22 protein-coding genes and 1 riboswitch are annotated in these 24,777 nt (G+C 56.0%); of the genes, 12 read left to right on the top strand and 10 right to left on the bottom strand.

The window, feature by feature from the left end; genetic code table 11:
- Nucleotides 1-33 precede the first annotated feature (33 nt).
- On the top strand, nucleotides 34-618 hold the full coding sequence (locus ACO6VX_RS12525; protein WP_422458155.1) for a TetR/AcrR family transcriptional regulator: 585 nt from the start codon (nucleotides 34-36) through the stop codon (nucleotides 616-618).
- Nucleotides 615-1,133: a G/U mismatch-specific DNA glycosylase gene (mug, locus tag ACO6VX_RS12520; protein ID WP_422458154.1), complete on the top strand. Its 519-nt coding sequence runs from the start codon at nucleotides 615-617 to the stop codon at nucleotides 1,131-1,133. Before ACO6VX_RS12525 ends, mug begins: the two co-directional genes overlap by 4 nt.
- A gap of 73 nt (nucleotides 1,134-1,206) precedes the next feature.
- Here the strand turns inward: mug and rpoD are convergent, their stop codons facing one another.
- The 3 genes from rpoD to rpsU form a co-directional block, all read right to left on the bottom strand.
- Nucleotides 1,207-3,048 (bottom strand): RNA polymerase sigma factor RpoD, encoded by a 1,842-nt coding sequence (rpoD, locus tag ACO6VX_RS12515; RefSeq protein WP_010699749.1) that lies wholly within the window; start codon nucleotides 3,046-3,048, stop codon nucleotides 1,207-1,209.
- 576 nt (nucleotides 3,049-3,624) lie between these two features.
- The gene (gene dnaG, locus ACO6VX_RS12510; RefSeq protein WP_422458153.1) at nucleotides 3,625-5,370 is read right to left on the bottom strand and encodes a DNA primase; all 1,746 of its coding nucleotides are present in this window, start codon (nucleotides 5,368-5,370) and stop codon (nucleotides 3,625-3,627) included.
- A gap of 118 nt (nucleotides 5,371-5,488) precedes the next feature.
- The gene (gene rpsU, locus ACO6VX_RS12505; RefSeq protein ID WP_001144069.1) at nucleotides 5,489-5,704 is read right to left on the bottom strand and encodes a 30S ribosomal protein S21; all 216 of its coding nucleotides are present in this window, start codon (nucleotides 5,702-5,704) and stop codon (nucleotides 5,489-5,491) included.
- Nucleotides 5,705-5,982: 278 nt separating this feature from the next.
- Here rpsU and tsaD point away from each other — a divergent pair, with 278 nt between their 5' ends.
- On the top strand, nucleotides 5,983-6,996 hold the full coding sequence (gene tsaD, locus ACO6VX_RS12500) for a tRNA (adenosine(37)-N6)-threonylcarbamoyltransferase complex transferase subunit TsaD (protein WP_010249066.1): 1,014 nt from the start codon (nucleotides 5,983-5,985) through the stop codon (nucleotides 6,994-6,996).
- Nucleotides 6,997-7,222: 226 nt separating this feature from the next.
- Here the strand turns inward: tsaD and plsY are convergent, their stop codons facing one another.
- Nucleotides 7,223-7,828, bottom strand: coding sequence for a glycerol-3-phosphate 1-O-acyltransferase PlsY (plsY, locus tag ACO6VX_RS12495; protein WP_010249063.1), 606 nt, complete (start codon nucleotides 7,826-7,828; stop codon nucleotides 7,223-7,225).
- A 108-nt stretch (nucleotides 7,829-7,936) separates the two neighbouring features.
- Here plsY and folB point away from each other — a divergent pair, with 108 nt between their 5' ends.
- Together folB and bacA are read left to right on the top strand one after the other, a co-directional pair.
- Complete coding sequence (folB, locus tag ACO6VX_RS12490; RefSeq protein WP_010249061.1) at nucleotides 7,937-8,296, top strand: bifunctional dihydroneopterin aldolase/7,8-dihydroneopterin epimerase; 360 nt, start codon at nucleotides 7,937-7,939, stop codon at nucleotides 8,294-8,296.
- A 191-nt stretch (nucleotides 8,297-8,487) separates the two neighbouring features.
- On the top strand, nucleotides 8,488-9,306 hold the full coding sequence (bacA, locus tag ACO6VX_RS12485; RefSeq protein WP_010249058.1) for an undecaprenyl-diphosphate phosphatase: 819 nt from the start codon (nucleotides 8,488-8,490) through the stop codon (nucleotides 9,304-9,306).
- Between the two features lie 15 nt (nucleotides 9,307-9,321).
- Here bacA and ACO6VX_RS12480 read toward each other — a convergent pair whose 3' ends face one another.
- Together ACO6VX_RS12480 and ACO6VX_RS12475 are read right to left on the bottom strand one after the other, a co-directional pair.
- The gene (locus ACO6VX_RS12480) at nucleotides 9,322-10,554 is read right to left on the bottom strand and encodes a multifunctional CCA addition/repair protein (RefSeq protein WP_045139609.1); all 1,233 of its coding nucleotides are present in this window, start codon (nucleotides 10,552-10,554) and stop codon (nucleotides 9,322-9,324) included.
- 158 nt (nucleotides 10,555-10,712) lie between these two features.
- The gene (locus tag ACO6VX_RS12475; RefSeq protein WP_010671133.1) at nucleotides 10,713-11,333 is read right to left on the bottom strand and encodes a TIGR04211 family SH3 domain-containing protein; all 621 of its coding nucleotides are present in this window, start codon (nucleotides 11,331-11,333) and stop codon (nucleotides 10,713-10,715) included.
- 272 nt (nucleotides 11,334-11,605) lie between these two features.
- Between ACO6VX_RS12475 and ACO6VX_RS12470 the strand changes: the two genes are divergently transcribed.
- From ACO6VX_RS12470 to hldE, 3 genes are all read left to right on the top strand, one after another.
- A complete protein-coding gene (locus ACO6VX_RS12470) occupies nucleotides 11,606-12,916 on the top strand; it encodes an inorganic triphosphatase (protein WP_010671132.1) in 1,311 nt (436 codons plus the stop codon).
- Nucleotides 12,917-12,949: 33 nt separating this feature from the next.
- Nucleotides 12,950-15,802 (top strand): bifunctional [glutamate--ammonia ligase]-adenylyl-L-tyrosine phosphorylase/[glutamate--ammonia-ligase] adenylyltransferase, encoded by a 2,853-nt coding sequence (gene glnE / locus ACO6VX_RS12465; protein ID WP_422458152.1) that lies wholly within the window; start codon nucleotides 12,950-12,952, stop codon nucleotides 15,800-15,802.
- A 70-nt stretch (nucleotides 15,803-15,872) separates the two neighbouring features.
- Nucleotides 15,873-17,297 (top strand): bifunctional D-glycero-beta-D-manno-heptose-7-phosphate kinase/D-glycero-beta-D-manno-heptose 1-phosphate adenylyltransferase HldE, encoded by a 1,425-nt coding sequence (gene hldE / locus ACO6VX_RS12460; RefSeq protein ID WP_422458151.1) that lies wholly within the window; start codon nucleotides 15,873-15,875, stop codon nucleotides 17,295-17,297.
- Nucleotides 17,298-17,336: 39 nt separating this feature from the next.
- Here hldE and ubiK read toward each other — a convergent pair whose 3' ends face one another.
- Entirely contained in the window at nucleotides 17,337-17,726 is a 390-nt protein-coding gene (gene ubiK / locus ACO6VX_RS12455) for a ubiquinone biosynthesis accessory factor UbiK (RefSeq protein ID WP_022623887.1), read from the bottom strand.
- Between the two features lie 171 nt (nucleotides 17,727-17,897).
- A riboswitch (FMN riboswitch) is annotated at nucleotides 17,898-18,055 on the top strand.
- A 110-nt stretch (nucleotides 18,056-18,165) separates the two neighbouring features.
- Here ubiK and ribB point away from each other — a divergent pair.
- Both ribB and ygiD read left to right on the top strand, forming a co-directional pair.
- Nucleotides 18,166-18,822, top strand: a complete 657-nt coding sequence (gene ribB, locus ACO6VX_RS12450; RefSeq protein WP_031590879.1) for a 3,4-dihydroxy-2-butanone-4-phosphate synthase — start codon at nucleotides 18,166-18,168, stop codon at nucleotides 18,820-18,822.
- Nucleotides 18,823-19,056: 234 nt separating this feature from the next.
- Entirely contained in the window at nucleotides 19,057-19,842 is a 786-nt protein-coding gene (ygiD, locus tag ACO6VX_RS12445; protein WP_422458150.1) for a 4,5-DOPA dioxygenase extradiol, read from the top strand.
- A 189-nt stretch (nucleotides 19,843-20,031) separates the two neighbouring features.
- On the opposite strand, the gene ACO6VX_RS12440 is transcribed toward ygiD, so the two are convergent.
- From ACO6VX_RS12440 to tolC, 3 genes are all read right to left on the bottom strand, one after another.
- A complete protein-coding gene (locus ACO6VX_RS12440) occupies nucleotides 20,032-21,192 on the bottom strand; it encodes a glutathionylspermidine synthase family protein (RefSeq protein WP_033769850.1) in 1,161 nt (386 codons plus the stop codon).
- A 7-nt stretch (nucleotides 21,193-21,199) separates the two neighbouring features.
- Nucleotides 21,200-21,871 (bottom strand): DUF1190 family protein, encoded by a 672-nt coding sequence (locus ACO6VX_RS12435; protein ID WP_422458149.1) that lies wholly within the window; start codon nucleotides 21,869-21,871, stop codon nucleotides 21,200-21,202.
- A 142-nt stretch (nucleotides 21,872-22,013) separates the two neighbouring features.
- The gene (gene tolC / locus ACO6VX_RS12430) at nucleotides 22,014-23,480 is read right to left on the bottom strand and encodes an outer membrane channel protein TolC (RefSeq protein WP_010249035.1); all 1,467 of its coding nucleotides are present in this window, start codon (nucleotides 23,478-23,480) and stop codon (nucleotides 22,014-22,016) included.
- A gap of 213 nt (nucleotides 23,481-23,693) precedes the next feature.
- On the opposite strand from tolC, the gene nudF reads away from it, so the two are divergent.
- Nucleotides 23,694-24,329: an ADP-ribose diphosphatase gene (gene nudF, locus ACO6VX_RS12425; protein ID WP_010671126.1), complete on the top strand. Its 636-nt coding sequence runs from the start codon at nucleotides 23,694-23,696 to the stop codon at nucleotides 24,327-24,329.
- Complete coding sequence (locus ACO6VX_RS12420; RefSeq protein WP_008925735.1) at nucleotides 24,326-24,751, top strand: DUF1249 family protein; 426 nt, start codon at nucleotides 24,326-24,328, stop codon at nucleotides 24,749-24,751. The genes nudF and ACO6VX_RS12420 overlap by 4 nt, the downstream gene beginning before the upstream one ends.
- Nucleotides 24,752-24,777 lie beyond the last annotated feature (26 nt).

The following is a 24,777-nucleotide window of genomic DNA, read 5'->3' as shown; positions in this document are numbered from 1 at the left end:
AGACGCTACGTAGCAGACACCGCAGGAGATGAGATGGAGAAGCAGAGCAGCAAAGCGCATACGCGGCGGCGTATCCTTGATGAGGCGGCGCGCGTGATGCGTGAAACCGGCACCGAAGGAATTGGTGTAGCGGCGCTGATGAAGCGGGTCGGTCTGACACACGGCGGTTTTTATGCGCATTTTACCTCACGCGAGGAGCTGGTTGAGGAGGTGCTGAAGCATATGTTTGCTGAAGCCGATACCTTAAAGCCCGCGGAGTCCGTGACCCAGCCAGCGCAGCAGCTGGCAGATTTTATTGATAGCTATCTTTCCGAGGCGCATCGCAATGCGCCGGCACAGGGCTGTCCATTAGCCGCTCTGGTGAGTGAAGTGGCTCATCTTCCACAGCCGACACGGCAGATCTTCGCACAGGGCTTTAATGCGATGCATGCCGGTCTGGCGCAGATATTGCGTGAACTGAAGTTGCCGGATGCGGAAGCGCTGGCCTCCAGCATGCTGGCAGAGATGGTTGGCGCGCTGGCGCTGGCGCGCGCCTGTCCGGATACAGAGCAGGCCAGCCAGATGCTGCAACGCAGCCGCGATGCGCTGAAGCAGCGCACGCTGGAGGTGGCGGCATGAGTGAACACGCTATCCGCGACATCATCACCTCCGATCTTGATGTGTTGTTCTGTGGCATTAACCCGGGTCAGTCAACCGCCCATCAGGGGTTTCACTTTGCGCATCCCGGCAACCGGTTCTGGAAAGTCATCCATCTGGCGGGATTCACCCAGCAGCAGCTGAGGCCGGAAGAGGAGCAGCGCTTAACGGAGACCGGCTGCGGCATCACCATGCTGGTTGAGCGGCCCACGGTACAGGCGAGTGAATTAGCGCCTGATGAGCTACGCGATGGCGGCAAACGGCTGATGGAAAAGGTACTGGATTACCAGCCAACAGCGCTGGCGATTCTGGGTAAGGATGCGTTTCGTCGTGCTTTTAAACAGAGCAAAGTCGAATGGGGCAAACAGCCGATATACATGGGGAAAACGCAGGTATGGGTATTGCCGAATCCCAGCGGTCTTAATCGCGCATCTCTGGACGAGATGGTAGAGGCGTATCGTCAGCTTTATGTGGAACTGCATGCGGGGAACGAATGAATCTGCGCAGGGCAGGGGAGAGACAGTAACAGGCAGGCATAAAAAACCCCGGCGAACCGGGGTTTTGTCTGACTTAATCGTCGAGGAAGCTGCGCAGCACTTCCGAACGGCTCGGATGGCGCAGTTTACGCAGAGCTTTGGCTTCAATCTGACGAATACGCTCACGCGTAACGTCGAACTGTTTGCCCACTTCTTCCAGCGTATGGTCAGTGTTCATATCGATACCGAAACGCATGCGCAGCACTTTCGCTTCGCGCGCGGTCAGGCCAGCCAGCACGTCATGGGTCGCAGAACGCAGGCTCTCTGAGGTAGCAGAATCCAGCGGCAGCTCCAGCGTGGTGTCTTCGATAAAATCGCCCAGATGTGAATCTTCATCATCACCAATCGGCGTCTCCATAGAGATCGGCTCTTTAGCGATTTTCAGCACCTTGCGGATTTTATCTTCTGGCATCAGCATACGTTCAGCCAGCTCTTCCGGCGTAGGTTCGCGGCCCATCTCCTGCAGCATCTGGCGTGAAATACGGTTGAGCTTGTTGATGGTCTCAATCATATGCACCGGAATACGGATGGTACGCGCCTGGTCGGCGATAGAGCGGGTGATAGCCTGACGGATCCACCAGGTCGCATAGGTCGAGAACTTGTAACCACGGCGATATTCAAACTTATCTACCGCTTTCATCAGGCCGATATTACCTTCCTGAATCAGGTCAAGGAACTGCAGACCGCGGTTGGTATATTTCTTGGCAATCGAAATAACCAGACGCAGGTTAGCTTCCACCATCTCTTTCTTGGCGCGACGTGCTTTGGCTTCACCGATCGACATGCGACGGTTAATGTCTTTGACCTGTTCAATGGTCAGACCGGTCTCTTCTTCAACCTGCGCCAGTTTCTGCAGGGAACGTGTCACGTCATCCTGCACTTCCAGCAGCTTTTCAGACCACGGCTTGTTCATGGCCAGTGCGGCTTTGAACCAGGTTTCATTGGTTTCGTTGCCGGTAAACAGCGTGATGAAATTTTTCTTCGGCATTTTGCACAGCTCAATACAGAGCTTCATGATCAGACGTTCCTGCGTACGGACGCGTTCCATCATGGTGCGCATGCTGCCTACCAGGTAATCGAACTGCTTCGGTACCAGGCGGAACTGCTTGAAGACATCAGAGAGGTTCTGGATTTCAGCAACGGCGGCAGCATGACTGCGACCTTTGCTTTTAATCACTGCGCGGGTAGTTTCATATTGCTTACGCAGGTCAGAAAACTTCTCGCGCGCCAGTTCCGGATCGATTGAGTTATCGTCGTCGGAGCTGTCATCATCCTCCTCATCTTCTTCTTCATCGTCCTTACGATCGGCTTCAGAAAGTTCAGAGCCCACGTGCGTTGCCGTTGGGGCGATATCTTCTTCTGCGTTAGGATCGACGAAACCGGTGATCAGATCGGAGAGGCGTGATTCGCCTGCTTCAACTTTGTCGTACTGATCCAGAAGATACGTAATCGCTTCAGGGTATTCGGCTACAGAACACTGAACCTGGTTGATACCGTCTTCAATACGCTTAGCGATGTCAATTTCGCCTTCGCGCGTCAGCAGTTCAACGGTACCCATTTCACGCATATACATGCGGACCGGGTCAGTAGTACGCCCGATTTCAGATTCAACGCTGGATAACACCTGAGCGGCAGCTTCCGCGGCATCTTCGTCAGTATCGGAGCTGTTTTCGTTCAGCATCAGATCGTCGGCATCCGGGGCTTCTTCAACCACCTGAATACCCATGTCGTTAATCATCTGGATGATGTCTTCGATCTGATCTGAGTCGACGATATCTTCCGGCAGATGGTCATTGACCTCAGCATAGGTCAGATAGCCTTGCTCCTTACCACGGGTGACAAGAAGCTTGAGCTGTGACTGCGGGTTTTGCTCCATAAGACGGTATCCACACTTCTGTTAAATTAGATTGGTGTCGGTCGGCAGCGAGCCAACAATAGCAGTAAAGGCATTTAATTCTTGCCGCTGCCTTCGTCGCGGCGTGGGCTTTGCCCATCAGTAATCGGCACTTAAGCCGCTTGTATAAACTCTGTGCTAAGGGCCTGGCTTACTTGCCATTCTTGTCCCCGGCAGTGCTCGCTTTCCTCACGTACTTCAGTACGCTCCGGAAGCTGTGCGCTGGCGGTGACCAGACTGGCTTCGACGCCTGCGGCCTTAAAACTATGTGCTGCGGGCCTGGCTTACTTGCCATTCTGCTCCCCGGTAGTGCTCGCTTTCCTCACGTACTTCAGTACGCTCCGGAAGCTGTGCGCTGGCGGTGACCAGACTGGCTTCGGCGCCTGCGGCCTTTAAATTTTGTGCTAAGGACCCGGCTCTACGCCAGAGGCCTTTAAACCTGGTACTGCGGACTATTTCGGTCCCGGCATCACTCACGGTAGCGAAACGGGTGTCCGCGGCACTAAAACAGGCAATCTGCCCTTTCATCTGTCAGAACGGGCAGCGTGCTGAAAACAGTTACTTTCTGGCAAACGCCTGACTGAGAGTCCAGAGTTCCCGGCGCTCATCGGCGCTCAGTCCCTGGGTGCGTTCACGCGCAATCAAAAACTCCAGGCGCTCTTCAAGAGCAGAGTCGTAGATGCTGGCCAGCGAGTCCTGAAACACCGCTTCGGCTTCCTCATCTACTATCATGTGGTTCCAGATCGCCAGTGTTTCAAGCGTCTGACTAAAATTTGTTCCGCGATATAACTCTAGTAGCTGACCGGTGGTCAATCCAGGATTCTCATTACAACGGCCCACTAATTCAATAAATAGCGGTAAACCCGGCATTTTTGACTCAGACAACCCATCAAGCGAAGGCACCAGGGTGGCCAGCTGCGGACTCTGAATCAGCAACGCGATCAGCACGCGCATAGTGGTACGCTTCAGCGGTGGCGCTACCGGCGTCGTTCCGCTTGCGGCCAGCTTCGGCATCAGCTTTTCAAGCTGATTGTCGTCAAGAATACCCAGCTTATTCCCCAGTTCCTGACGCATATAAATACGTAAGGTCTCACCAGGGATCTGCGTAATCAGCGGTAAAGCCAGCGTGCTCAGGCGCGCTTTTCCGTCGCGTGAGCTCAGATCCACCTGCGGCAGCAGGCTATCAAATAAAAACGAAGAGAGCGGCATCGCCTGCTCCATCCTCGCTTCGAAGGCGTCTTTACCCTCTTTGCGTACCAGCGTATCCGGGTCTTCACCATCGGGTAAAAACATAAAGCGTAGCTGACGACCATCATTCATGTAAGGCAATGCGGTTTCAAGCGCACGCCATGCCGCTTCACGACCAGCCCTGTCGCCGTCGTAGCAGCAGATCACTGTGTCGGTACTGCGAAACAGCAACTGAATGTGTTCAGAAGTGGTGGAGGTGCCTAATGACGCGACGGCATAATCTATCCCGTACTGCGCCAGCGCAACCACGTCCATGTATCCCTCAACCACTAACAGGCGGGCGGGTTCAGGATGGTTCTTAACGGCTTCATAGAGGCCATAGAGCTGGCGGCCTTTATGGAAAATAGGTGTTTCCGGCGAGTTCAGATACTTCGGCGTATCGTTACCCAGTACGCGTCCGCCAAAACCTATGACGCGTCCACGCTTATCGCGAATCGGAAACATGACGCGGTCGCGAAACCGATCATAAGTACGGCCTTTGTCATTGCTGACCAGCATGCCCGCTTCCATCAATGACTCGCGATCTTCCGATTGCTTACCAAAACGCTTGAGAACGTTATCCCAGCCGGCTGGCGCGTAACCTATGGCGAAGTGATTGATGATTTCGGCGCTCAGACCACGACGATCAAGATAGTCGCGTGCTGGCTGCGCACTGGATTGCTGCAGACCCTGCTGATAAAAACCGTTCAGGTTCTCCATCAGCTGATACAGGCTCTGGCGCTGATGGCGTTCCATCTGGCTGGGCCCGCTGCCTGCTTCATAAGGCACGTCTAAACCGTGGGAAGTGGCTAACTCTTCAATACTTTCCACAAACTCCAGACGATCAAAGTTCATTAAAAAGTCGATAGCGTTGCCGTGTGCACCACAGCCGAAACAGTGATAGAACTGCTTTTCGCCGTTTACGGTGAAAGAGGGCGTTTTTTCATTATGGAAAGGACAGCACGCATGGAAATTCTTACCCTGCTTTTTCAGCTTAACGCGGGCATCGATAAGATCCACGATATCCGTGCGGGCAAGTAAATCGTTGATAAATACGCGTGGAATTCGTCCAGCCATACGCCCCAGATTTTCAGCTCATAAACGGCAACAAGCCGCGCTTCCTTTCGGAAAGCACGGCCTTTTACTTGACTCTGTCTGCGTGAATCACGCGGTGGAGGCGGACCTCCGGAACGACTTAGTACAGACGAGTGCGGCGTGCGTTTTCGCGAGCCAGTTTCTTGGCGTGACGCTTAACTGCTGACGCTTTAGCGCGCTTACGTTCGGTAGTCGGTTTTTCATAGAACTCACGACGACGAACTTCAGCCAGAACGCCTGCTTTCTCGCATGAACGCTTGAAGCGACGCAGTGCTACGTCAAATGGCTCGTTTTCACGTACTTTAATTACCGGCATGTAACTCTCACCTCGATAAAATTCGGTTTTTGCTGCTGACTGCGGCGCCAGCACATTTCAAAATGGTGCAGCATTTTACTCCAACTCAAGTTGGTTTGTAAAGCACCATGGATAATTTGAAACCAACAGGAGCGTTTGCCTGTGCGGCTGCCGGTTTTTCCAGGGGCGGGAGTATAGCGCACTCTTTAGCCGACAGAAAATGACTTTTTACGGTGGATGCCCGCGCTGCACATCCAATTGCTGTGATAAACTGCGCGCCGCAAGAATGAGGTGATGCAATGCGAATTCTGGGTATTGAAACGTCGTGCGATGAAACCGGCATCGCAATCTATGATGACGAGGCCGGATTACTGGCTAACCAACTCTACAGCCAGGTAAAACTGCACGCCGATTATGGCGGTGTGGTGCCGGAACTGGCCTCACGTGATCACGTGCGTAAAACCGTGCCGTTGATTCAGGCTGCGCTGAAAGAGGCCGGTCTGGAGCCGCAGCAGATCGACGCGGTGGCTTACACGGCAGGCCCTGGGCTGGTCGGTGCGCTGCTGGTTGGTGCCACCATTGGCCGCGCCCTGGCGTTTGCCTGGAAAGTCCCCGCCGTGCCGGTCCACCATATGGAAGGCCACCTGCTGGCGCCGATGCTGGAAGAGAATCCGCCGGAATTTCCGTTTGTCGCACTCCTGGTGTCGGGCGGACATACGCAGCTGATTAGCGTCACCGGCATTGGTGAATACGCGCTGCTGGGTGAATCGATCGATGATGCCGCGGGTGAAGCGTTCGACAAAACGGCCAAGCTGCTTGGGCTGGATTATCCGGGCGGGCCAATGCTGTCGAAGATGGCGCAGCAGGGCACGGCGGGACGTTTTACCTTCCCGCGTCCGATGACCGATCGTCCGGGCCTGGATTTCAGCTTCTCTGGCCTGAAAACCTTTGCCGCTAATACCATCCGCGCCAATGATGATGATGCTCAGACCCGTGCTGACATCGCCCGCGCCTTTGAAGATGCGGTGGTGGATACGCTGTCGATCAAATGTAAGCGTGCGCTGGATCAGACCGGCTTTAAGCGTCTGGTGATTGCCGGTGGCGTCAGCGCTAACCGCACACTGCGCGAGCAGATGGCGATCATGATGCAAAAGCGCGGCGGCGAAGTGTTCTACGCCCGCCCGGAGTTCTGTACCGATAACGGTGCGATGATCGCGTATGCGGGCATGGTGCGGTTAAAAGGCGGAACGCGGGGAGAGTTAAGCGTCAGCGTGCGACCGCGCTGGCCGCTGGCGGAACTGCCCGCCATCTGATGTGAAAAAAGCCGGCTCACAAGCCTGCATCTGGGGGAATCTGGCCGTAACGGATAAGCTCAACGCGCAGGGAACAGGGTCAGAGGAGGAAAGCGTCACGCGCCATGGATGGCGCGGGCCGAGCGGTCAGGGATGACGGCTTTTGCGTCTTTCCGATCTGACCCTGTTTCCTGCGCAGTCGCGGACATAAAGCCAGACTTTGTCGACACCTTCAGGCCGGCTTTTTTTATGGCTGAGATTTCTTTTTGCGCTTCCAGATCTTGCCTTCCTGACCCCGCCACAGCCGCTGAATATTGTCGTGATGACGCAGCAGGATCAGACAGGAGAGCATGGAAACCGGGAAGGTGAACTGCGGTTTGAACCACCACACATAAAAAGGCGCGATCAGCGCGCTGACGATGGCACCCAGCGAGGAATAGCCGCTGAGTAAGACCGTTAACAGCCAGGTGCCGGTGACCAGCCCGGTTAAGTCCCAGCCAATCGGCGCAATCGCGCCAAATGCCGTCGCCACACCCTTGCCACCGCGAAAGTGAAAGAACACCGGATAGATATGACCCAGACAGGCGGCAATGGCGGTCAGGCCGAGATAGAGCGGAGTCACGTGCATCAGATAGGCCAGCCAGACCGGCACCATCCCTTTCAGCACATCAAACACTAATACGCTGGCTGCTGCGGTTTTACCGCCCAGACGCAGGACGTTGGTGGCACCCGGATTGCCGGAACCGTGTGTGCGCGGATCGGGCAGGCCAGCGAGTTTGCAAACCAGAATCGCACTGGAAATCGAACCGCAAAGATACGCGAAAATAATCATACCAAGCGCGAAAGCACTCATAACACCGTACCGTTCCCTTTAGGGTCGTTTTGATCTCTTTAACCGTAGATAATACGCATAATCAGCCGGAAGTGGTATCCGGCTTAGCCAAAAACAGAGACTCTCATCATGGATATCGTATTTATAGAACAACTCACGGTTTTCACCACCATTGGCGTTTACGACTGGGAACAGGGCATACAGCAGAAGCTGGTGCTCGATGTCGAAATGGCCTGGGATAACCGTCTGGCGGCCAGCAGCGACGATGTGAAAGATTGTCTCAGCTATGCGGATGTCTCCTCGGCGATTCTGACGCATCTTACCGGCAGTCGTTTTGCGCTGGTTGAACGGGTTGCTGAAGAAATCGCGGATCTGTTGATGAACCGTTTCAATTCGCCTGGCGTCCGCATAAAGGTAAGCAAACCGGGGGCTGTAGCCCAGGCAGCACAGGTTGGCGTGCGAATTGAGCGCGGGACTATTCCTAAATAAATACGATGTGATTGCCATCACAATGAAACCAAACCAAATTACTGTCTGTCATAGCGTGTACCGTTTCGTTACAGCAGGCGAAATGGTGTAGACCTTAAGGTTTAATTCAGGCTGATAGCGGCATGATTTCAGGCGATAGCCACGCGCTACCGCCTTTTTAATGGTTTTGAAACGGATAGAGGAAACATTTGATGGCAGATATTCATCAGCTTTGGGTAGCTGCAATCCTGGGCGTTGTGGAAGGGCTGACCGAATTTTTACCGGTCTCTTCCACAGGGCACATGATTATAGTGGGTCACCTGCTGGGCTTTGAGGGTGAAAAAGCCGAGACCTTTGAAGTTGTGATCCAGTTAGGATCGATTCTGGCTGTAGTAGTGATGTTCTGGCGCCGTCTGTTTGGCCTGATCGGCATCCACTTTGGCGAAGTCAAACATGAAGGCGTCGGCACTGGCCGTCTGTCGCTGATCCATATCCTGCTGGGTATGGTACCGGCGGTGGTCGTGGGTCTGGTGCTGCACGATCAGATCAAAACGCTGTTTAATCCGATCAACGTGATGTACGCCCTGGTGGTAGGTGGTGTGCTGCTGCTGGCAGCTGAGTACCTTAAGCCAAAACAGCCGAAAGCGGTGGGCGTCGATGATATTACCTATCGTCAGGCGTTTATGATTGGCTGTTTCCAGTGCTTAGCGCTGTGGCCGGGCTTCTCACGTTCCGGTGCAACCATCTCCGGTGGCATGCTGATGGGCGTGAGCCGCTATGCCGCGTCGGAGTTCTCCTTCATCCTGGCGGTGCCAATGATGATGGGTGCGACCGTACTGGATATGTACAAGAGCATCGGCTTCCTGACGATGGCGGATTTCCCGATGTTTGCGGTGGGCTTTGTCACGGCGTTTATCGTGGCGCTGATTGCGATTAAAGCTTTCCTTCAGCTGATCAAACGCATCTCGTTTGTTTCGTTCGCGATCTACCGTTTTATTGTGGCAGCCGCGGTTTACATGGTCTTCATGTAAAGCCCACGCAGCCTGCTAGTCAGGCTGCGTAATCGCCAGACCCTGCGCGACGGCGTCAATCCGTCGTCGCGTCAACTCTTCCCGCACTTCTGCACCTTTAAATCCCGCTTCGACCACCGCTTTGGTCGGCACCGCCTGCGCCAGCGCAAAAGCACGACGCAGATAGTCGCCCTGCGGATAAGGCATGCTCTCCAGTCCGGCTCGCCCGCGCGCATCCGCTTCACTGGTCAGCGCCATCTGCTCAACGCGCTGTGGCTTACGCCAGGCATCGATTCGGTCAAACAGTGCTACCAGCGACGCGGCAGATTGCCGTTCAATGGTGTGCACCACGTCGTGAAATTCGGTCACAATCAGCGCCAGATCGCGAATCGCGTTTGGCACCCGCAGTCGCTGGCACAGCGCCTCGACCAGGGGAACGCCCGCCAGACCATGACCGTGGTGGCTGGGCCACAGCTCAGGCGGCGTCAGCGCCTTGCCGACGTCATGGAACAGCGTGGCGAAGCGCACCTCGATCTCACTGGAGAGGGCGGCGGCCATCGCCAGTGTCATCAGCGTATGGACGCCAGTGTCGATCTCCGGGTGCCACTTAATCGGCGCAGGAATACCAAACAGATTATCCAGCTCAGGAAACAGCACCTGCAACGCACCGCAGTCGCGCAGGACCTGAAAATAGACCTGCGGATTACGGGAACTCAGCGCCTTTTCCGTCTCTTTCCACACCCGCTCAGCAGTGAGATTCGACAGCTCGCCGCTTTCGGCCATCTGCTGCATCAGCAGCTGGGTTTCGGGGGCAATACGAAAGTTGAGATGGGCAAAACGCGCCGCAAAGCGCGCAACGCGCAGTACCCGCAGCGGATCTTCACTGAAGGCGTCAGAGACGTGACGCAGCAGGCGCAGGGCAATATCACGCTGGCCATTATAAGGATCGACCAGCACGCCGTTTTCATCCTGCGCAATCGCATTGATGGTCAGATCGCGGCGCTGTAAGTCCTGCTCCAGCGTCACGTCGGGCGCGGACCAGGTGACAAAACCGGTGTAGCCTTTCCCGTTTTTCCGCTCGGTACGTGCCAGCGCATACTCTTCGCGACTGACGGGATGCAGGAAAACGGGAAAATCGCGACCGACCTGGTGATAGCCCTGCTCAAGCATGGCTTCGGGCGTGGAACCTGTCACCACCCAATCTTTGTCTGTAACCGGCAGATTCAGCAGCGCATCACGCACCGCACCGCCAACAAGAAACGTCTTCACGCAAAACTCCAGAGAAAAAGAAATGGCCTGCACGCCGGGCGCGTCCCGCGCCTGAAATCAGCGGTGCATCTCATTTTATTGTTGCACAGATTCCCCGGATTGCAGACATGCCAAAAGGGGGATCCTGCGATCCCCTGCTCAAATCCGGCTAAATGGTGTCAGTTCATCCAGCGATCGCTTTTCTTACGGCGCGGCAGCATGTGCGGCAGTAACAGGCCCAGCAGCAGGCCGACGCCCAGCACGCCGCCGCCATACATAAACCACTGCATGATGATGGTGCGCTGCTTATCATCCAGCTGAACGTTAGCGGCGCTGACTTTCTTCTGCGCGACGATCAGCTCATTTTTCAGCTTCTGATTCTCGCCTTTCAGCCCGTTGATAACGCCGTCGCTGCTGGCGACTTTGTTCTGCATCTCAGCCGTGCGCTGGTTCCAGCTGTTGTCGATGTTATCCAGTTTGGCGGTCAGATCTTTCACCTGCTGCTCAAGCTGAGGCACCCGGGTGCGCAGGCTCGGATTAGCACTGAGCTGCGACAGGGGAATCCAGGTGGTACGGCCTTCCGAATCACGGATCTGGCCATAATGCGTGTCATTGTTGGTCTGTAACAGCTGCACCTCTTCCCCGGCGTTCAGCTTACCGAGCAGGCGAAACTGATCGCCCGGTCCGCTGCGAACCCAGGTTGAAAGTTCATCAGAAACATAGCGTTTTTCTTCGGCATGGGCAGGTGCAAGGGTGCTAAGGGCCAGCAAAGTGAGTCCAGCGAGAGTAATTTTTTTCATTCGATTTCGTTTGGCTTAGTCTGACTAAAAATTTACCGGCACAGTCTGGAGAGGCCTCGCATAAATCTGAATGAGAACTATCCTGGTCTCATGAGAGTGCGAAAAGGTCTGCGAAAGAGCAAAGAAAGCAGAGACAGCGCGGCTTCTGTGCATTAATCTTCGCCTGATAACCCCTTGCCCTCCAGGCGACAGCGTGAGTAACCTGCTGATAATCGCCTGAAATATGCAGGAAACACCCTCTTAAGTGCCAGCGGCGTAGTGAATAAAAAATTATGACCATCGAAATCGAACTAAAGTTCATTGCAACTCCACAGGCGGCCGGGAAACTGGCTGAACTGCTCTCCACTCTGCCGCATCAGCATCAGGCTGCTCGCGAGCTGACCAACATCTACTTTGAAACCGACGACAACCAGCTACGACGCTGGGATATGGGATTGCGTATCCGCGGCGTAGACCAGCGTTATGAAATGACGCTGAAAGCGGCGGGGCAGACGCTCGGCGGACTGCATCAGCGTCCGGAATACAACGTTGAGCTCAGCGAACCGGTTCTGGACATTGCACGCCTGCCGGCAGAGATCTGGCCGCAGGGCACCGATGTCGCGGCACTGCAGCCGCGCTTGCAGCCCCTGTTCACCACCCATTTCCAGCGCGAGATCTGGCTGATCACCACAGGCAACAGTGAAATTGAAGTGGCGTTTGATCAGGGCGAGGTCACGGCAGGCGATCTCAGCGAACCGCTGTGCGAGATCGAGCTGGAGCTGAAACGTGGCGAACGCCAGGATCTGCTGGCCTTCGCACAGCAGCTGGTGGCGCTGGGCGGTCTGCGTATGGGCAGCCTGAGCAAAGCTGCCCGCGGCTATCAGCTGGCGCAGGGTAATCCGCCGCGCCAGATACAGCCTTTCCCGCTGCTGAAAGCGGGCGCCAAAGCCACCGTAGAGCAGGGCATGGTGGCCGCGATGTCAGCAGGACTTCATCACTGGCAATATCATGAAGAAGTCTGGCTGCGCGGCAATGCGGCGGCCCAGGATGCGGTGCGCGAAGCGCTGGATCTGCTGCGTCAGGCGTTCAGCCTGTTTGGTGCGCTGGTGCCGCGTAAAGCCAGCAGTGCGCTGCGTCAGCAGCTGACCACGCTGGAAGAGACGCTGGTGAATGAAGAGCAGGATGCTGCCACTTTCTGCTTATCTTCCCTCTCGGTTGAGACGCAGCTGGCGCTGACACACTGGCTGGCTGAATCTCAGTGGCGTCAGTGGATCGATGCCAAAGGGGAAGCCAAGCTGCAGGGGTCCTATAAACGCTTCAGCGACATTATGCTGAGCCGCGTCAACGCCGATCTGAGAGAAACGTTCATCACGGTAAAACAACCCAACGAGTATCAGGACAAAGCTACCCGTCTGGCGCGTCAATTGCTTACCGTCCACCTGCTGGCGGGATTCTATCCGTCTGAGGCGGTCGTGAGCTGGCTCGACCCGTGGCAACAGCTGCTGTCGGCAATTCATGAAAAACAGACGTCCGGGTTAGCCTGGCTGGCGATGCAGGCGCTGAAACAGCCTCCGTTCTGGCTCACCAGCGGCGCTGGTCGCTAACGGGTATTCCGTCACGCCATCAAGGAGGGAGTTATGTTGTCAGCACTTCCCGCGTTGCTACGCGACCAGGCCGAAGAGGCCGCCCGACAGATTGGGGTTCCGCTGGCTTCGTTAAGCCCGGAGCAGGCTGCCGGACTGGCTTTCAGCGATTTTGTGCTGGAAAACCTGCAACAACATCCCGACTGGTGGCAGGCGATGCTCGACCAGCCGCCGCAGCCTGATGAGTGGCAACACTACTCTGCGTGGCTCAATCAGGCGCTTAGCGGCATCGACAGTGAAGCGAGCCTGATGCGCGAACTGCGGCTGTTTCGTCGCCGTATGCTGGTACGCATCGCCTGGATGCAGTCTCTGCAGCACGCCACAACCGAACAGAGCCTGCAACAGCTCAGCGCATTAGCCGAAGTGCTGATCAGCCGGGCGCGTGACTGGGTTTATCAGGATTGCTGTCGTGATTTTGGTACGCCCTGTAATGCGGACGGCGACGCGCAGCCGATGCTGATTCTGGGCATGGGCAAGCTGGGCGGCGGCGAACTCAATTTTTCTTCTGATATTGACCTGATTTTTGCCTGGCCGGAAAACGGCACAACGCGTGGCGGACGGCGTGAACTCGACAACGCTCAGTTCTTTACCCGCATGGGACAGCGGCTGATCAAAGTGCTGGATCAACCCACCATGGATGGCTTTGTCTATCGGGTGGATATGCGGCTGCGCCCGTTTGGCGACAGCGGCCCGCTGGTGATGAGCTTTGCCGCGCTGGAAGATTATTACCAGGAGCAGGGACGCGACTGGGAGCGTTACGCCATGGTCAAGGCGCGGCTGATGGGTGATGACCACGATCGCTGGAGCCTGGAGCTGCAGCAGATGCTGCGGCCATTCGTTTACCGCCGCTACATCGACTTCAGCGTGATCCAGTCACTGCGTAACATGAAAGGGATGATCAGCCGCGAAGTGCGGCGACGCGGGCTAAAAAACAATATCAAACTGGGCGCGGGCGGCATCCGTGAAACCGAATTTATCGTGCAGGTATTCCAGCTGATTCGCGGCGGGCGTGAGCGCTCGTTGCAGCTGCGCTCACTGCTGTCGACGCTGGAGGCGATCAAAACCCTGGCCCTGCTGCCCGCGGAACAGGTCGATGCGTTGCGTGTTGCCTACCTGTTCCTGCGGCGGCTGGAGAATCTGCTGCAAAGCCTGGGGGACGAGCAGACCCAGACCCTGCCAGAGGATGAACTGCATCGCGCCCGGCTGGCGTGGGCGATGGATTGTGCCGACTGGCCTGCTCTGATGACCCGGCTCGACGGCCAGATGGCGGCGGTGCGCGCTATCTTCGACGAGCTGATTGGCGAAGATACCCCTGAGATTGGCGATCAGCGTGAGCTGGCAGAGTTTCAGGTGCTGTGGCAGGACCAGCTGGAGGATAGCGAACTGGCGCCGCTGGTGCCGCAGCTCAGTGACGAGCAGCGGCTTACGCTGCACCAGACGCTGGAGGCGTTTCGTCAGGATATCAACCGGCGCACCATCGGCCCGCGTGGCCGTCAGGCGCTGGACCAGCTGATGCCGCGTCTGCTGAGCGAAGTCTGCCCGCGTGAAGATGCGGCGGTGACGCTCGGCCGCCTGACGCCGCTGCTGATCGGCGTACTGACCCGCAGCACCTATCTGGAACTGCTGACCGAATATCACGGTGCGCTGCGCCACTTAATTCGCCTGTGCGCCGCCTCACCGATGGTAGCCAGCCAGCTGGCGCGTCATCCCTTATTGCTGGATGAACTGCTCGATCCCGCCACGCTCTATCAGCCAACCGCCACCGATGCCTATCGCGATGAGCTGCGACAGTATCTGCTGCGCATCCCTACCGAGGACGAAGAGCAGCAGCTGGAAGCGGTGCGGCAGTTTAAGCAGGCACAGCATCTGCGTATTGCTGCCGCCGATATCGCCGGAACGCTGCCGGTGATGAAAGTCAGCGATCATCTCACCTGGCTGGCAGAAGCGATTATCGAATCTGTGGTGCGCCAGGCATGGAATATGATGGTGCAGCGATACGGCCGTCCTTCGCATCTGAGTAATGAACATGAACGCGGTTTTGCCGTGCTGGGCTACGGCAAACTGGGGGGCTGGGAGCTGGGTTACAGTTCTGACCTCGATTTGGTGTTCCTGCATGACTGCCCGGCAGACGCGGTGACAGAAGGGGAGCGCAGCATCGATGGCCGTCAGTTCTATCTGCGCCTCGCCCAGCGCATCATGCATCTTTTCAGTACCCGCACCTCCTCCGGCATTCTCTACGAAGTGGATGCGCGCCTGCGTCCTTCGGGCGCGGCGGGCATGCTGGTCAGTACCTTTGAGGCCTTTGAAGAGTATCAGCGCAGTGAAGCCTGGACCTGGGAGCATCAGGCGCTGGTCCGGGCACGCGTCGTCTTTGGCGAGGCGGCACTGGGTGAACGTTTCAGCGTGATTCGTCAGGCGATTCTGTCGCTGCCACGTGCCGCGGAAGCGCTGCAAACTGAAGTGCGTGAGATGCGTGAAAAGATGCGCGCTCACCTCAGCAACAAACATAAAGGTCGCTGGGATATTAAAGCCGACGCGGGCGGCATCACCGATATTGAATTCATCGCCCAATATCTTGTCTTACGCTACGCCGCTGAGCAGCCTGAACTGACGCGCTGGTCTGACAATGTGCGCATTTTCGAGCTGATGGCGAAGTACCATAAAATGCCCGCCGATGAAGCACAGGCGCTGATGCAGGCTTATGTGACGCTGCGCGACGCATTGCACCATCGCGCCCTGCAGGAACAGCCCGGCCACGTTGAGCCAGAGGCCTATGCAGCGGAGCGGCAGACGGTTCTGAGCAGCTGGCAGCGCTGGCTGATAACGCCTGCGTCTATCCTGGCGTGATGCTGATAGCACAAATCGCAACTGTGCTATCATCCGCGCACTATTTTTAATGCAGTCTGGAGTGTCTGGAATGAAAGTGACTCTGCCCGCGTTCGGCCAAGCCTCAGTGCTGGTTGTTGGCGATGTAATGTTGGATCGTTACTGGTATGGCCCAACCAGCCGTATCTCCCCTGAAGCGCCGGTTCCGGTGGTGAAAGTGGACACGGTTGAAGAGCGCCCTGGCGGCGCGGCAAACGTGGCGATGAACATTGCAGCACTCGGTGCCGCGTCGCGACTGATTGGCCTGACTGGCGAAGATGATGCGGCGCGTGTGTTGAGTAACACGCTGAAAGACGTCAACGTGCATTGTGACTTCGTGGCGGTCAAAAGCCATCCGACCATTACCAAACTGCGCGTGCTTTCCCGTAATCAGCAGCTGATCCGCCTCGATTTTGAGGAGGGCTTTGATCAGGTCGATCCGGAGCCGATTCACCAGAAAATGCGTGATTCACTGGCTGCCGCGGGTGCGCTGGTGCTGTCCGATTACGCCAAAGGCGCGCTCTCCAGCGTGCAGACCATGATTACTCTGGCGCGCGAAGCGGGCGTACCGGTATTAATTGATCCGAAAGGCACCGATTTTGCGCGCTACTGTGGCGCGACGCTGCTGACGCCGAACCTCTCTGAGTTTGAAGCCGTGGTCGGCAAATGTAAAAACGAAGAGGAAATTGTGGCGCGCGGCACCCAGCTGATCGCCGATTTTGACCTCTCCGCGCTGCTGGTGACCCGTTCAGAAAATGGCATGACGCTGCTGCAGCCGGGCAAAGCGCCTCTGCATCTGCCCACCCAGGCACAGGAAGTCTATGACGTGACCGGTGCGGGCGATACGGTGATTGGCGTGCTGGCGGCGGCATTAGCGGCCGGTGATTCGCTGGAAGAAGCCTGTTTCCTGGCCAACGCGGCTGCGGGTGTGGTGGTGGGTAAACTGGGTACGTCCACCGTCAGCACCGTTGAGCTGGAAAATGCGATTCATGCCCGCCCGGAACAGGGTTTCGGCATCATGACCGAAGCGCAGTTAAAAGCCGCCGTTGAGATGGCCCGTCGCCGTGGCGAAAAAGTGGTAATGACCAACGGCGTGTTCGACATTCTGCATGCCGGTCATGTCTCCTACCTGGCAAATGCCCGCAAGCTCGGCGATCGACTGATTGTCGCGGTGAACAGTGATGCGTCAACTAAACGTCTGAAAGGCGAAAGCCGTCCGGTGAATCCGCAGGAAAACCGGATGATCGTGCTGGGCGCGCTGGAAGCGGTCGACTGGGTGGTGGTATTTGAAGAGAATACGCCGCAGCGGCTGATTGCGGGCATTCTCCCTGACTTGCTGGTCAAAGGGGGAGATTACAAGCCGGAAGACATCGCGGGCAGCAAAGAAGTGTGGGCAAATGGCGGCGACGTTCAGGTGCTGAACTTCGAAGATGGTATCTCCACTACCAACATTATCAAAACCATCCGCGGCAGCTAAAACGCAGCGTAAGCGGGAGCCGCGCTCCCGCTTAAAGGCTTATTCTGGCTTGTTGTCCACAACAGGTTTCACCACGTCCGCAACCGGTGACGGCGAGGCTGCAGGTGAGGTCGCTACGGCGGCTGATGGTGTGGTCGCGGCAGCAGGTGTTACTGGTGCGGTTGCCGTCGGCGGCGTACCGGCTGATGACCCCTGACTTTCCAGCTGCGCCAGACGCTGCTCCAGCGCCGCCAGCTTCTCACGTGTACGCAGTAATACCTGCGTCTGCACATCAAACTCCTCACGGTTGACCAGATCCATCCGGGTCAGCTGCGCCTGAAGAACCTGACGAATTTTCTTTTCGACATCATCACCAAACTCACGAACACCTTTAGGCATCGCTTCGTGAACCTGACGGGCAAGTTGTTCAATTTTTTTCGTGTCGATCATGATGATTTCCTGGTTACGGGGAGCTGTGTCAGCGTGTTTACCAACGTAATAAGTGTTAAGTGTAATGCCAGAAATGAAAAGGATAAACCTCAAATCGGTAACGCAGGAAATGCAAAAGCAATTGCGCTATTGATGATTGCCGCCTCAAACGATCGGCGTTATAGTTAAAGTGCTTATTCTCAGGGCGGGGCGCAATTCCCCACCGGCGGTAAATCAGCTTCGGCTGAAAGCCCGCGAGCGCTTTATCTTGATGAAAAGAGAGGTAAAGGTCAGCAGATCCGGTGTAATTCCGGGGCCGACGGTTACAGTCCGGATGGGAGAGGGTAACGACATCTGTCGGACAATTGTGTCTGCTTCACGTTATTGCCACGTCTTTTTGACGTCACTCCTAAGCACGCCCTGATTCTGGTAACCCATACATTTTAAGGTTTTTATTACCATGAATCAGACGCTACTTTCTGAATTTGGCACGCCTGAACAGCGTGTAGAACGTGCTATCGCCGCCCTGCGTGAGGGACGCGGTGTGATGGTACTCGACGATGAAAATCGCGAAAACGAAGGCGACATGATCTTCGCCGCAGAAACCATGACCGTTGAACAGATGGCACTGACTATCCGTCACGGCAGCGGCATCGTCTGCCTTTGCCTGACCGAAGCGCGTCGCCAGCAGCTCGATCTGCCAATGATGGTGGAAAACAACACCAGCTCTTTCGGCACTGGCTTCACCGTGACCATTGAGGCCGCAGAAGGCGTCACCACGGGCGTCTCCGCGCAGGATCGTATCACCACCATCCGCGCCGCCATTGCCGACAATGCCAGACCCACCGATCTGCATCGCCCTGGTCATGTCTTCCCGCTGCGTGCCAGCGAAGGCGGCGTATTAACCCGTGGCGGGCATACCGAAGCGACTATTGATTTAGTCACCCTGGCCGGCTTTAAGCCCGCAGGTGTGCTGTGCGAACTGACCAACGACGATGGCACCATGGCCCATGCGCCAGAAGCGATTGCGTTCGCCCGTCAGCACAACATGCCGGTGGTGACCATCGAAGATCTGATCGCCTGGCGTCGCGCGCACGAAACACGCCACGCCAGCTAATCTGGCTGCCGCGATAAACAGGCCCCCCGGGCCTGTTTTTCTTCTTGCCGCCCAGGAATGGCGCGGCCTGACCGCTGACTTCTCCTCTTTCCTTCATGCCGAAGGCGCTGTTAAACCTGCCACGTTAGATTTCATTCAAATTTCCTGATGATCACCATCATGGTTATCCGCGTGATAAAGCAGCGGATGCGCGTATCGTAATGGCTATCAAATACTCGATCCCGGGGATCACGAATGAGCCAGTTACGAATGCCAGCGCTGTTTTTGGGTCACGGCAGCCCGATGAATGCCCTTGAAGAGAATCGCTATACCGCCGCGTGGCGTCACCTGGGCGATACTCTGCCACGTCCACGCGCGATTATTGCGGTTTCGGCGCACTGGTATACGCGCGGCACCGCCGTGACGGCAATGGGACAGCCTGAGACCATTCATGATTTTGGGGGCTTTCCGCAGGCGCTGTTTGATACGCGCTATCCGGCACCGGGATCGCCTGAACTGGCGCAGCAGCTGGTGGAGCAGTTAGCGCCCGTTGCGGTGACGCTGGATCACGAGTGGGGACTGGATCATGGTTCCTGGGGTGTACTGATCAAGATGTATCCGGAGGCCGATATTCCGGTGGTACAGCTAAGCATTGATAGCACCAAACCTGCGGCATGGCACTTTGAGATGGGCCAGAAACTGGCTGCACTGCGCGATCAGGGCGTGATGATTGTCGCCAGCGGCAACGTGGTACATAACCTGCGTAAAGTGCGCTGGGATGGCAACAGCGAAGTTTATCCATGGGCCAGCAGTTTTGAACAGTTCGTGCGCGATAACCTGGCGGTGCAGAGCGATGCTGCTTCTCATCCGCTGGTTAACTTTATGGATCATCCTGGTGCGGCGCTTTCTAATCCGACACCTGAGCACTATCTGCCGCTGCTCTATGTACTTGGCGCACGTCAGCCAGATGACGCCATCAGCATTCCGGTTGATGGCATGGAGATGGGGGCGATCAGCATGTTGTCGGTTCAGGTAGGTTAGGGCGAAGCTGACAGCCATAGAAGAGCTTATTGTGCAGGGAACACGGTCAGAAGAGGAAAGCGTCCCGCGCCAGGGACGGCGCGGGCCGAGCGTGTCATGGATGACGGCTTTTGCGTCTTTCCGATCTGACCGTGTTCTTTGCGCAGGCTCGGTCTAACCGCTAAACCAAACGGAGATTATCGCGGTGCATTAACCGATAAAAGCGTGCGGATAGAAACGGGAAAGATCCTGCGTGATCAGGTCGCGATCTTCCCGCAGGCCGATACCGGCCGGTTGATCGTCAATCAGCCAGCTGCCGATCAGCGTATAGCTGTCGCCAAACTTAGGCAGCGGATGGAACTGCTGGACGATCATTCCCTCTTCGCCATACGGCCCATCGACGCGGGCGATCTCCTGACCATTTTCCACGATGCGGATGTTGGCACCTTCACGTGAAAACAGCGGCTTCACCACATATTTGTCCATGTGCGGCACGTCATCTTCCGCGAACCAGGCGGGCAGCAGGTTAGGGTGATTCGGGAACATCTCCCACAGCAACGGCAACAAGGCTTTATTCGAGATAATGCTTTTCCAGGCCGGTTCCAGCCAGCGCACGCCAGCATCGCCCAGCTTGGTGGAGAACATCTCACGCAGCATGAATTCCCACGGATAGAGCTTGAACAGGTTGCTAATCACCTGATCCTGGGCGTCGGTAAATTCCCCTTTTTCGCCCAGTCCAATTTCATCCATGTAGAGAAACTCACTCGGCAATCCCGCTTCGGTGGCGCAATCCTGAAGATATTGCACGGTGCCGCGATCTTCGTCAGTATCACGGCAGCAGGCGAAGTGCAGCCAGTTGAAGCCGTGCTGCTGATGTAACGCGGCGAAGCGTTCAATCAGCTTTTCCTGCAGGCTATTAAACTGATCGCTGCCTGCGGGGAGCTGACCGGCGTTAAGCTGGTCCTCCAGCCACAGCCACTGGAAAAATGCCGCTTCATACAGCGAGGTCGGCGTATCGGCATTGTTCTCCAGCAGCTTTACATCGCCTTTGCCATCCCAGGCGAGATCCAGACGAGAGTAAAGCGAAGGCTGACGCTGATGCCATGAATCGCGCACGAAGTCCCAGGTGTGTTTAGGAATGCGGAATTTAGCCAGCAGCGCTTCGCTGTTAACCACTTTTTCCACCACCTGCAGGCACATTTGATGTAATTCAGCGGTCACATCTTCCAGATGCTCGATTTGCGCCAGCGTGAACTGATAATAAGCATCTTCACACCAGTAGGGTTCACCATGCATGGTGTGAAAACGAAAACCGAACTCGGTGGCTTTTTCGCGCCAGCCTGGGCGCTCTGAAATGGCAATGCGTTCCATCGGGGCGTTAGCCTCCCATTGAGCGGCTGGAAGTGCCGCTGGCGCTGCTACGCTGCATGCTGTTCTGCTTCGCGACGGTTTCACCAAAGCCACCACGGGTAATGGTGGAGGTGGTAGCCGGTTTTGGTGCCAGCGCCGTTTTCGGCACGGTCATGCTTTTGCCGGATGTTGCTGCACCATAATTACGGCCTGATGCATCAACAAACTGACCATTGGCCGGGCTGCGGGCATTTTTCGGTGAGAAGAGCGGTTGCTTTGCAAAGCCCGAACCACCGCCCATCATGCGACCCATCATGTAACCTGCCATCAGTGGCATCCAGAAGCTGCCGCCACTCTGCTGCGATTCGGCATTAGTGGTGCCCACGCCCGCCTGAGCCGGTGTCTGCTGACACTGGTTTTCACCAAATTCAGCGACACAATCTTCACGCGTGGCATATTTTGGCGCGGTGCGTTCCGCCTCTTTTTTCGCTTCATTGAATGCGGTAGTACATTGGGCACTCTGGCCCGGATTGGCTTTTGAACAGTCATCGGCATTCTGGTACATCGAAACTGTTTCGTCGTTCTGTTCACAACCAGCCAGCATAAATACCGCCGAAACGGCGATAGCAACGGGCGTTAAATGGCGTGCCTGCCAGCTTTTGCGAAAAGCGGCATAGCGAATAGATTTTGTGCGTTTCATTATGATTATCCTGTGCCCAAAGGTAGCGCATAGAATAGGGGATGGGGGGGTAAAATTGAAGCTGGAGGCCTGATACAACAGGGATCTTTACTTAGTTATACGTTCAACAGAGAGACGGGCCGCAAAGCAGCCCGTCCGCTCATTAATTACCGAAAGGATTACCGCTGCTGTGGCGAGCCGCAGGACGCGCTGCCTCAGAAGAGCCGGTTGCTGCCGGACCGCTATCCACGCGCGCGGTCTGCTGTGCATTTTCCGGTGCTACCGTTTCCGGTGAGGTCGGGATCTCTTTACCCAGCTGGCTGTTCAGTTTCTGCAGGCTCTGCTCATTGAGCGTACCCAGCGCATAGCTGATATTCAGCTGGTTAATCAGATAGCTATAGCGCGCATCAGAGAGCTGCTGCTTAGCGTTGTAGAGCACGGTGGTTGCATCCAGCACATCAACGATAGTACGCGTACCAACCTGATAGCCCGCTTCTGACGCATCCAGAGAGCTTTGCGCAGAGACCACGGCCTGTTTATAAGCGTTGATGCTGCTGATAGAAGCATTCACGTTGTTAAACGATGAGCGGACTGTCTGAACCGCAGAGCGGTGCGCGCTTTCCAGTGATTCACTGGCGCTGACGAAGCTGTACTGCGCCTGTTTCACCTGAGAGGTGACGCTGCCGCCGCTATAGAGTGGCAGTGAGAAGCTCAGACCCACCTGGTTAGAACCGGTAATGGAGTCAGTAGACCCCTGGCTCTGGTTCGCACGGCTGCCGCCATATTTGCTGTTCGACATGCCGGTAGAGGCCGTCAGACCCAGCGTCGGCATGTGACCAGCTTCAGCGGAGCGGATCTGCTCACGGGCTAAATCCTGGTTCAGACGCGCAGAGAGCAGCGACAGGTTACGGCTTTCCGCCTGCTTAAGCAGCGCGCTGACCGGTTCGGGCTTATCGGTTCTGAAGCGATCAATGCTCAGCGACGCCAGCGACATGTAGTCCATGCCGGTGATCTGACGCAGCGTTTCCACGTTGTTATCGAGGTTATTACGCGCGGTCACTTCGTTAGCCAGCACGCTGTCATATTGCGCACGGGCGTTCTGTACGTCAGTAATGGCAACCAGGCCAACGTTAAAGCGCTGAGTGGTTTGATCCAGTTCGCGATAGATCGACTGTTTCTGCGCTTCGGTGTAAGAAAGGGTATCAATCGCTTTCAGCACGTTGAAGTAGGCGGTCGCGGTGTTCAGAATCAGATCCTGCTGCGCCACCTGATAGGTCACATCCTGAATACCGGCAGCTTTTTCCTGCAGGGTCAGTGCGCGCCATTTCGACATGTCGAAAATAGTCTGGGTTAATTGCAGCGAGCCGCTGGTCGTGTTGGAATGGAGACCGCTACTGTCGCGATAGCCGTTGTTATAGGTGTAGTCTGCACCCAGGCCGAGCTGGGGTAATAATGGGCTACGCGCTTCGTTGATTTTCTCAAAGGCAGAATCGCGATCGGCAGCGGCGCTGCGCAGATCCGGGTTGCTCAGACGTGCTTGTTGATAAACCTGAAGCAGGTCTTCGGCCTGGCTGGCGAAGCTGAAACCGCCCAGGCTCAGCCCAATAAAAAATGGGAGCAGTTTTTTCATTTGCATTCCTTTTGTTGCAGCAAATTGCAGTGGGTGCGCTGCCGGGTAAGCCAAAAAATTATCGCCGATTCTAGCAGAGGGCAACTGTGAGATAAGTTGGCTGAACGTGCCTTCTCCCCCTAATTTACGTAAATAATTCAGAAAGAACCACTTACATGGAGCACGGTTACAGGCTTTTTTCGCTCCACCCCAATCTGCATAAGGAACCCGATGATGCCGGAAGAAAAAAAATCCCCTGTGACTTTCACAAAAAACGATGTAGAAATTATTGCACGCGAAACCGTCTATGATGGTTTTTTTTCCGTCGTACGTTATCGCTTCCGCCACCGCCAGTTTAACGGCGAAATGAGTGGGGAAGTACAGCGCGAAGTTTTTGAGCGCGGACATGCCGCCGTGCTGCTACCTTATGATCCCTTACGCGATGAAGTGGTGCTGATTGAACAGATCCGCATCCCGGCTTATGACAGCAGTGCTTCGCCCTGGCTGCTGGAGATGGTCGCCGGCATTATTGAGCCCGGTGAATCTGTCGAGCAGGTCGTGCGCCGTGAAGCCGTTGAAGAAGCAGGATTAGAGGTCGGCCGGATTAAGCCCATGCTTAACTATCTGGCCAGCCCTGGCGGCACCAGCGAACGTCTGTCGGTGCTGATTGGGGAAGTGGATGCCAGCCAGGCAGAGGGATGCCATGGTCTGGAGGAAGAGAATGAGGATATTCTTGTCCATGTGGTAAGCCGCGAACAGGCTTACCGCTGGGTGGAAGAGGGGATAATTGACAATGCGGCGTCTGTCATCGCCCTGCAATGGCTGGCGTTGCACCATGAGAAACTACGCGAAGAGTGGATACAAAAATGAAACAGCGCTATACCCCTGACTTTCCCGAAATGATGCGGCTCTGCGAAACCAATTTCGCCCAGTTACGCCGCCTGCTGCCGCGTAACGATGAGGCGGGAGAATCGGTGATCTATCAGGTGAGTGGCGCCCGTTATCAGCTGACGATCCAGGAGTCCACACGCTACACCACGCTGGTGGAGATCCGCCAGGTCGCGCCTGCCGTGAGTTACTGGAGTCTGCCCTCGATGTCGGTAAGGCTCTATCACGATGCGATGGTCGCCGAAGTGTGTTCAACTCAACAGATCTATCGTTTCAAAGCGCGCTATGATTATCCTAATAAAAAATTGCATCAGCGCGATGAAAAACATCAGATAAACCAGTTTCTCGCAGACTGGCTGCGCTACTGCCTGGCACATGGGGCGATGGCAGTTCCGGTCTGCTGATGCGTATAATGCAGTAAATGGCGTGG

Source organism: Pantoea sp. BJFS-204 (assembly GCF_049310725.1).
GTDB lineage: Bacteria > Pseudomonadota > Gammaproteobacteria > Enterobacterales > Enterobacteriaceae > Pantoea > Pantoea agglomerans.
This window is presented reverse-complemented; position numbering and strand designations above follow the sequence as displayed.

Coding starts and splice junctions, on each gene's coding strand:
- hldE (WP_422458151.1), top strand. CDS start 15,873: ATGAAAGTGACTCTGCCCGCGTTCGGCCAAGCCTCAGTGCTGGTTGTT.
- bacA (WP_010249058.1), top strand. CDS start 8,488: ATGGCAGATATTCATCAGCTTTGGGTAGCTGCAATCCTGGGCGTTGTG.
- nudF (WP_010671126.1), top strand. CDS start 23,694: ATGCCGGAAGAAAAAAAATCCCCTGTGACTTTCACAAAAAACGATGTA.
- rpsU (WP_001144069.1), bottom strand. CDS start 5,704: ATGCCGGTAATTAAAGTACGTGAAAACGAGCCATTTGACGTAGCACTG.
- ACO6VX_RS12525 (WP_422458155.1), top strand. CDS start 34: ATGGAGAAGCAGAGCAGCAAAGCGCATACGCGGCGGCGTATCCTTGAT.
- glnE (WP_422458152.1), top strand. CDS start 12,950: ATGTTGTCAGCACTTCCCGCGTTGCTACGCGACCAGGCCGAAGAGGCC.
- rpoD (WP_010699749.1), bottom strand. CDS start 3,048: ATGGAGCAAAACCCGCAGTCACAGCTCAAGCTTCTTGTCACCCGTGGT.
- folB (WP_010249061.1), top strand. CDS start 7,937: ATGGATATCGTATTTATAGAACAACTCACGGTTTTCACCACCATTGGC.
- ACO6VX_RS12435 (WP_422458149.1), bottom strand. CDS start 21,871: ATGAAACGCACAAAATCTATTCGCTATGCCGCTTTTCGCAAAAGCTGG.
- ACO6VX_RS12475 (WP_010671133.1), bottom strand. CDS start 11,333: ATGAAAAAAATTACTCTCGCTGGACTCACTTTGCTGGCCCTTAGCACC.
- ygiD (WP_422458150.1), top strand. CDS start 19,057: ATGAGCCAGTTACGAATGCCAGCGCTGTTTTTGGGTCACGGCAGCCCG.
- ubiK (WP_022623887.1), bottom strand. CDS start 17,726: ATGATCGACACGAAAAAAATTGAACAACTTGCCCGTCAGGTTCACGAA.
- ACO6VX_RS12420 (WP_008925735.1), top strand. CDS start 24,326: ATGAAACAGCGCTATACCCCTGACTTTCCCGAAATGATGCGGCTCTGC.
- tsaD (WP_010249066.1), top strand. CDS start 5,983: ATGCGAATTCTGGGTATTGAAACGTCGTGCGATGAAACCGGCATCGCA.
- dnaG (WP_422458153.1), bottom strand. CDS start 5,370: ATGGCTGGACGAATTCCACGCGTATTTATCAACGATTTACTTGCCCGC.
- ACO6VX_RS12440 (WP_033769850.1), bottom strand. CDS start 21,192: ATGGAACGCATTGCCATTTCAGAGCGCCCAGGCTGGCGCGAAAAAGCC.
- ribB (WP_031590879.1), top strand. CDS start 18,166: ATGAATCAGACGCTACTTTCTGAATTTGGCACGCCTGAACAGCGTGTA.
- tolC (WP_010249035.1), bottom strand. CDS start 23,480: ATGAAAAAACTGCTCCCATTTTTTATTGGGCTGAGCCTGGGCGGTTTC.
- plsY (WP_010249063.1), bottom strand. CDS start 7,828: ATGAGTGCTTTCGCGCTTGGTATGATTATTTTCGCGTATCTTTGCGGT.
- ACO6VX_RS12470 (WP_010671132.1), top strand. CDS start 11,606: ATGACCATCGAAATCGAACTAAAGTTCATTGCAACTCCACAGGCGGCC.
- mug (WP_422458154.1), top strand. CDS start 615: ATGAGTGAACACGCTATCCGCGACATCATCACCTCCGATCTTGATGTG.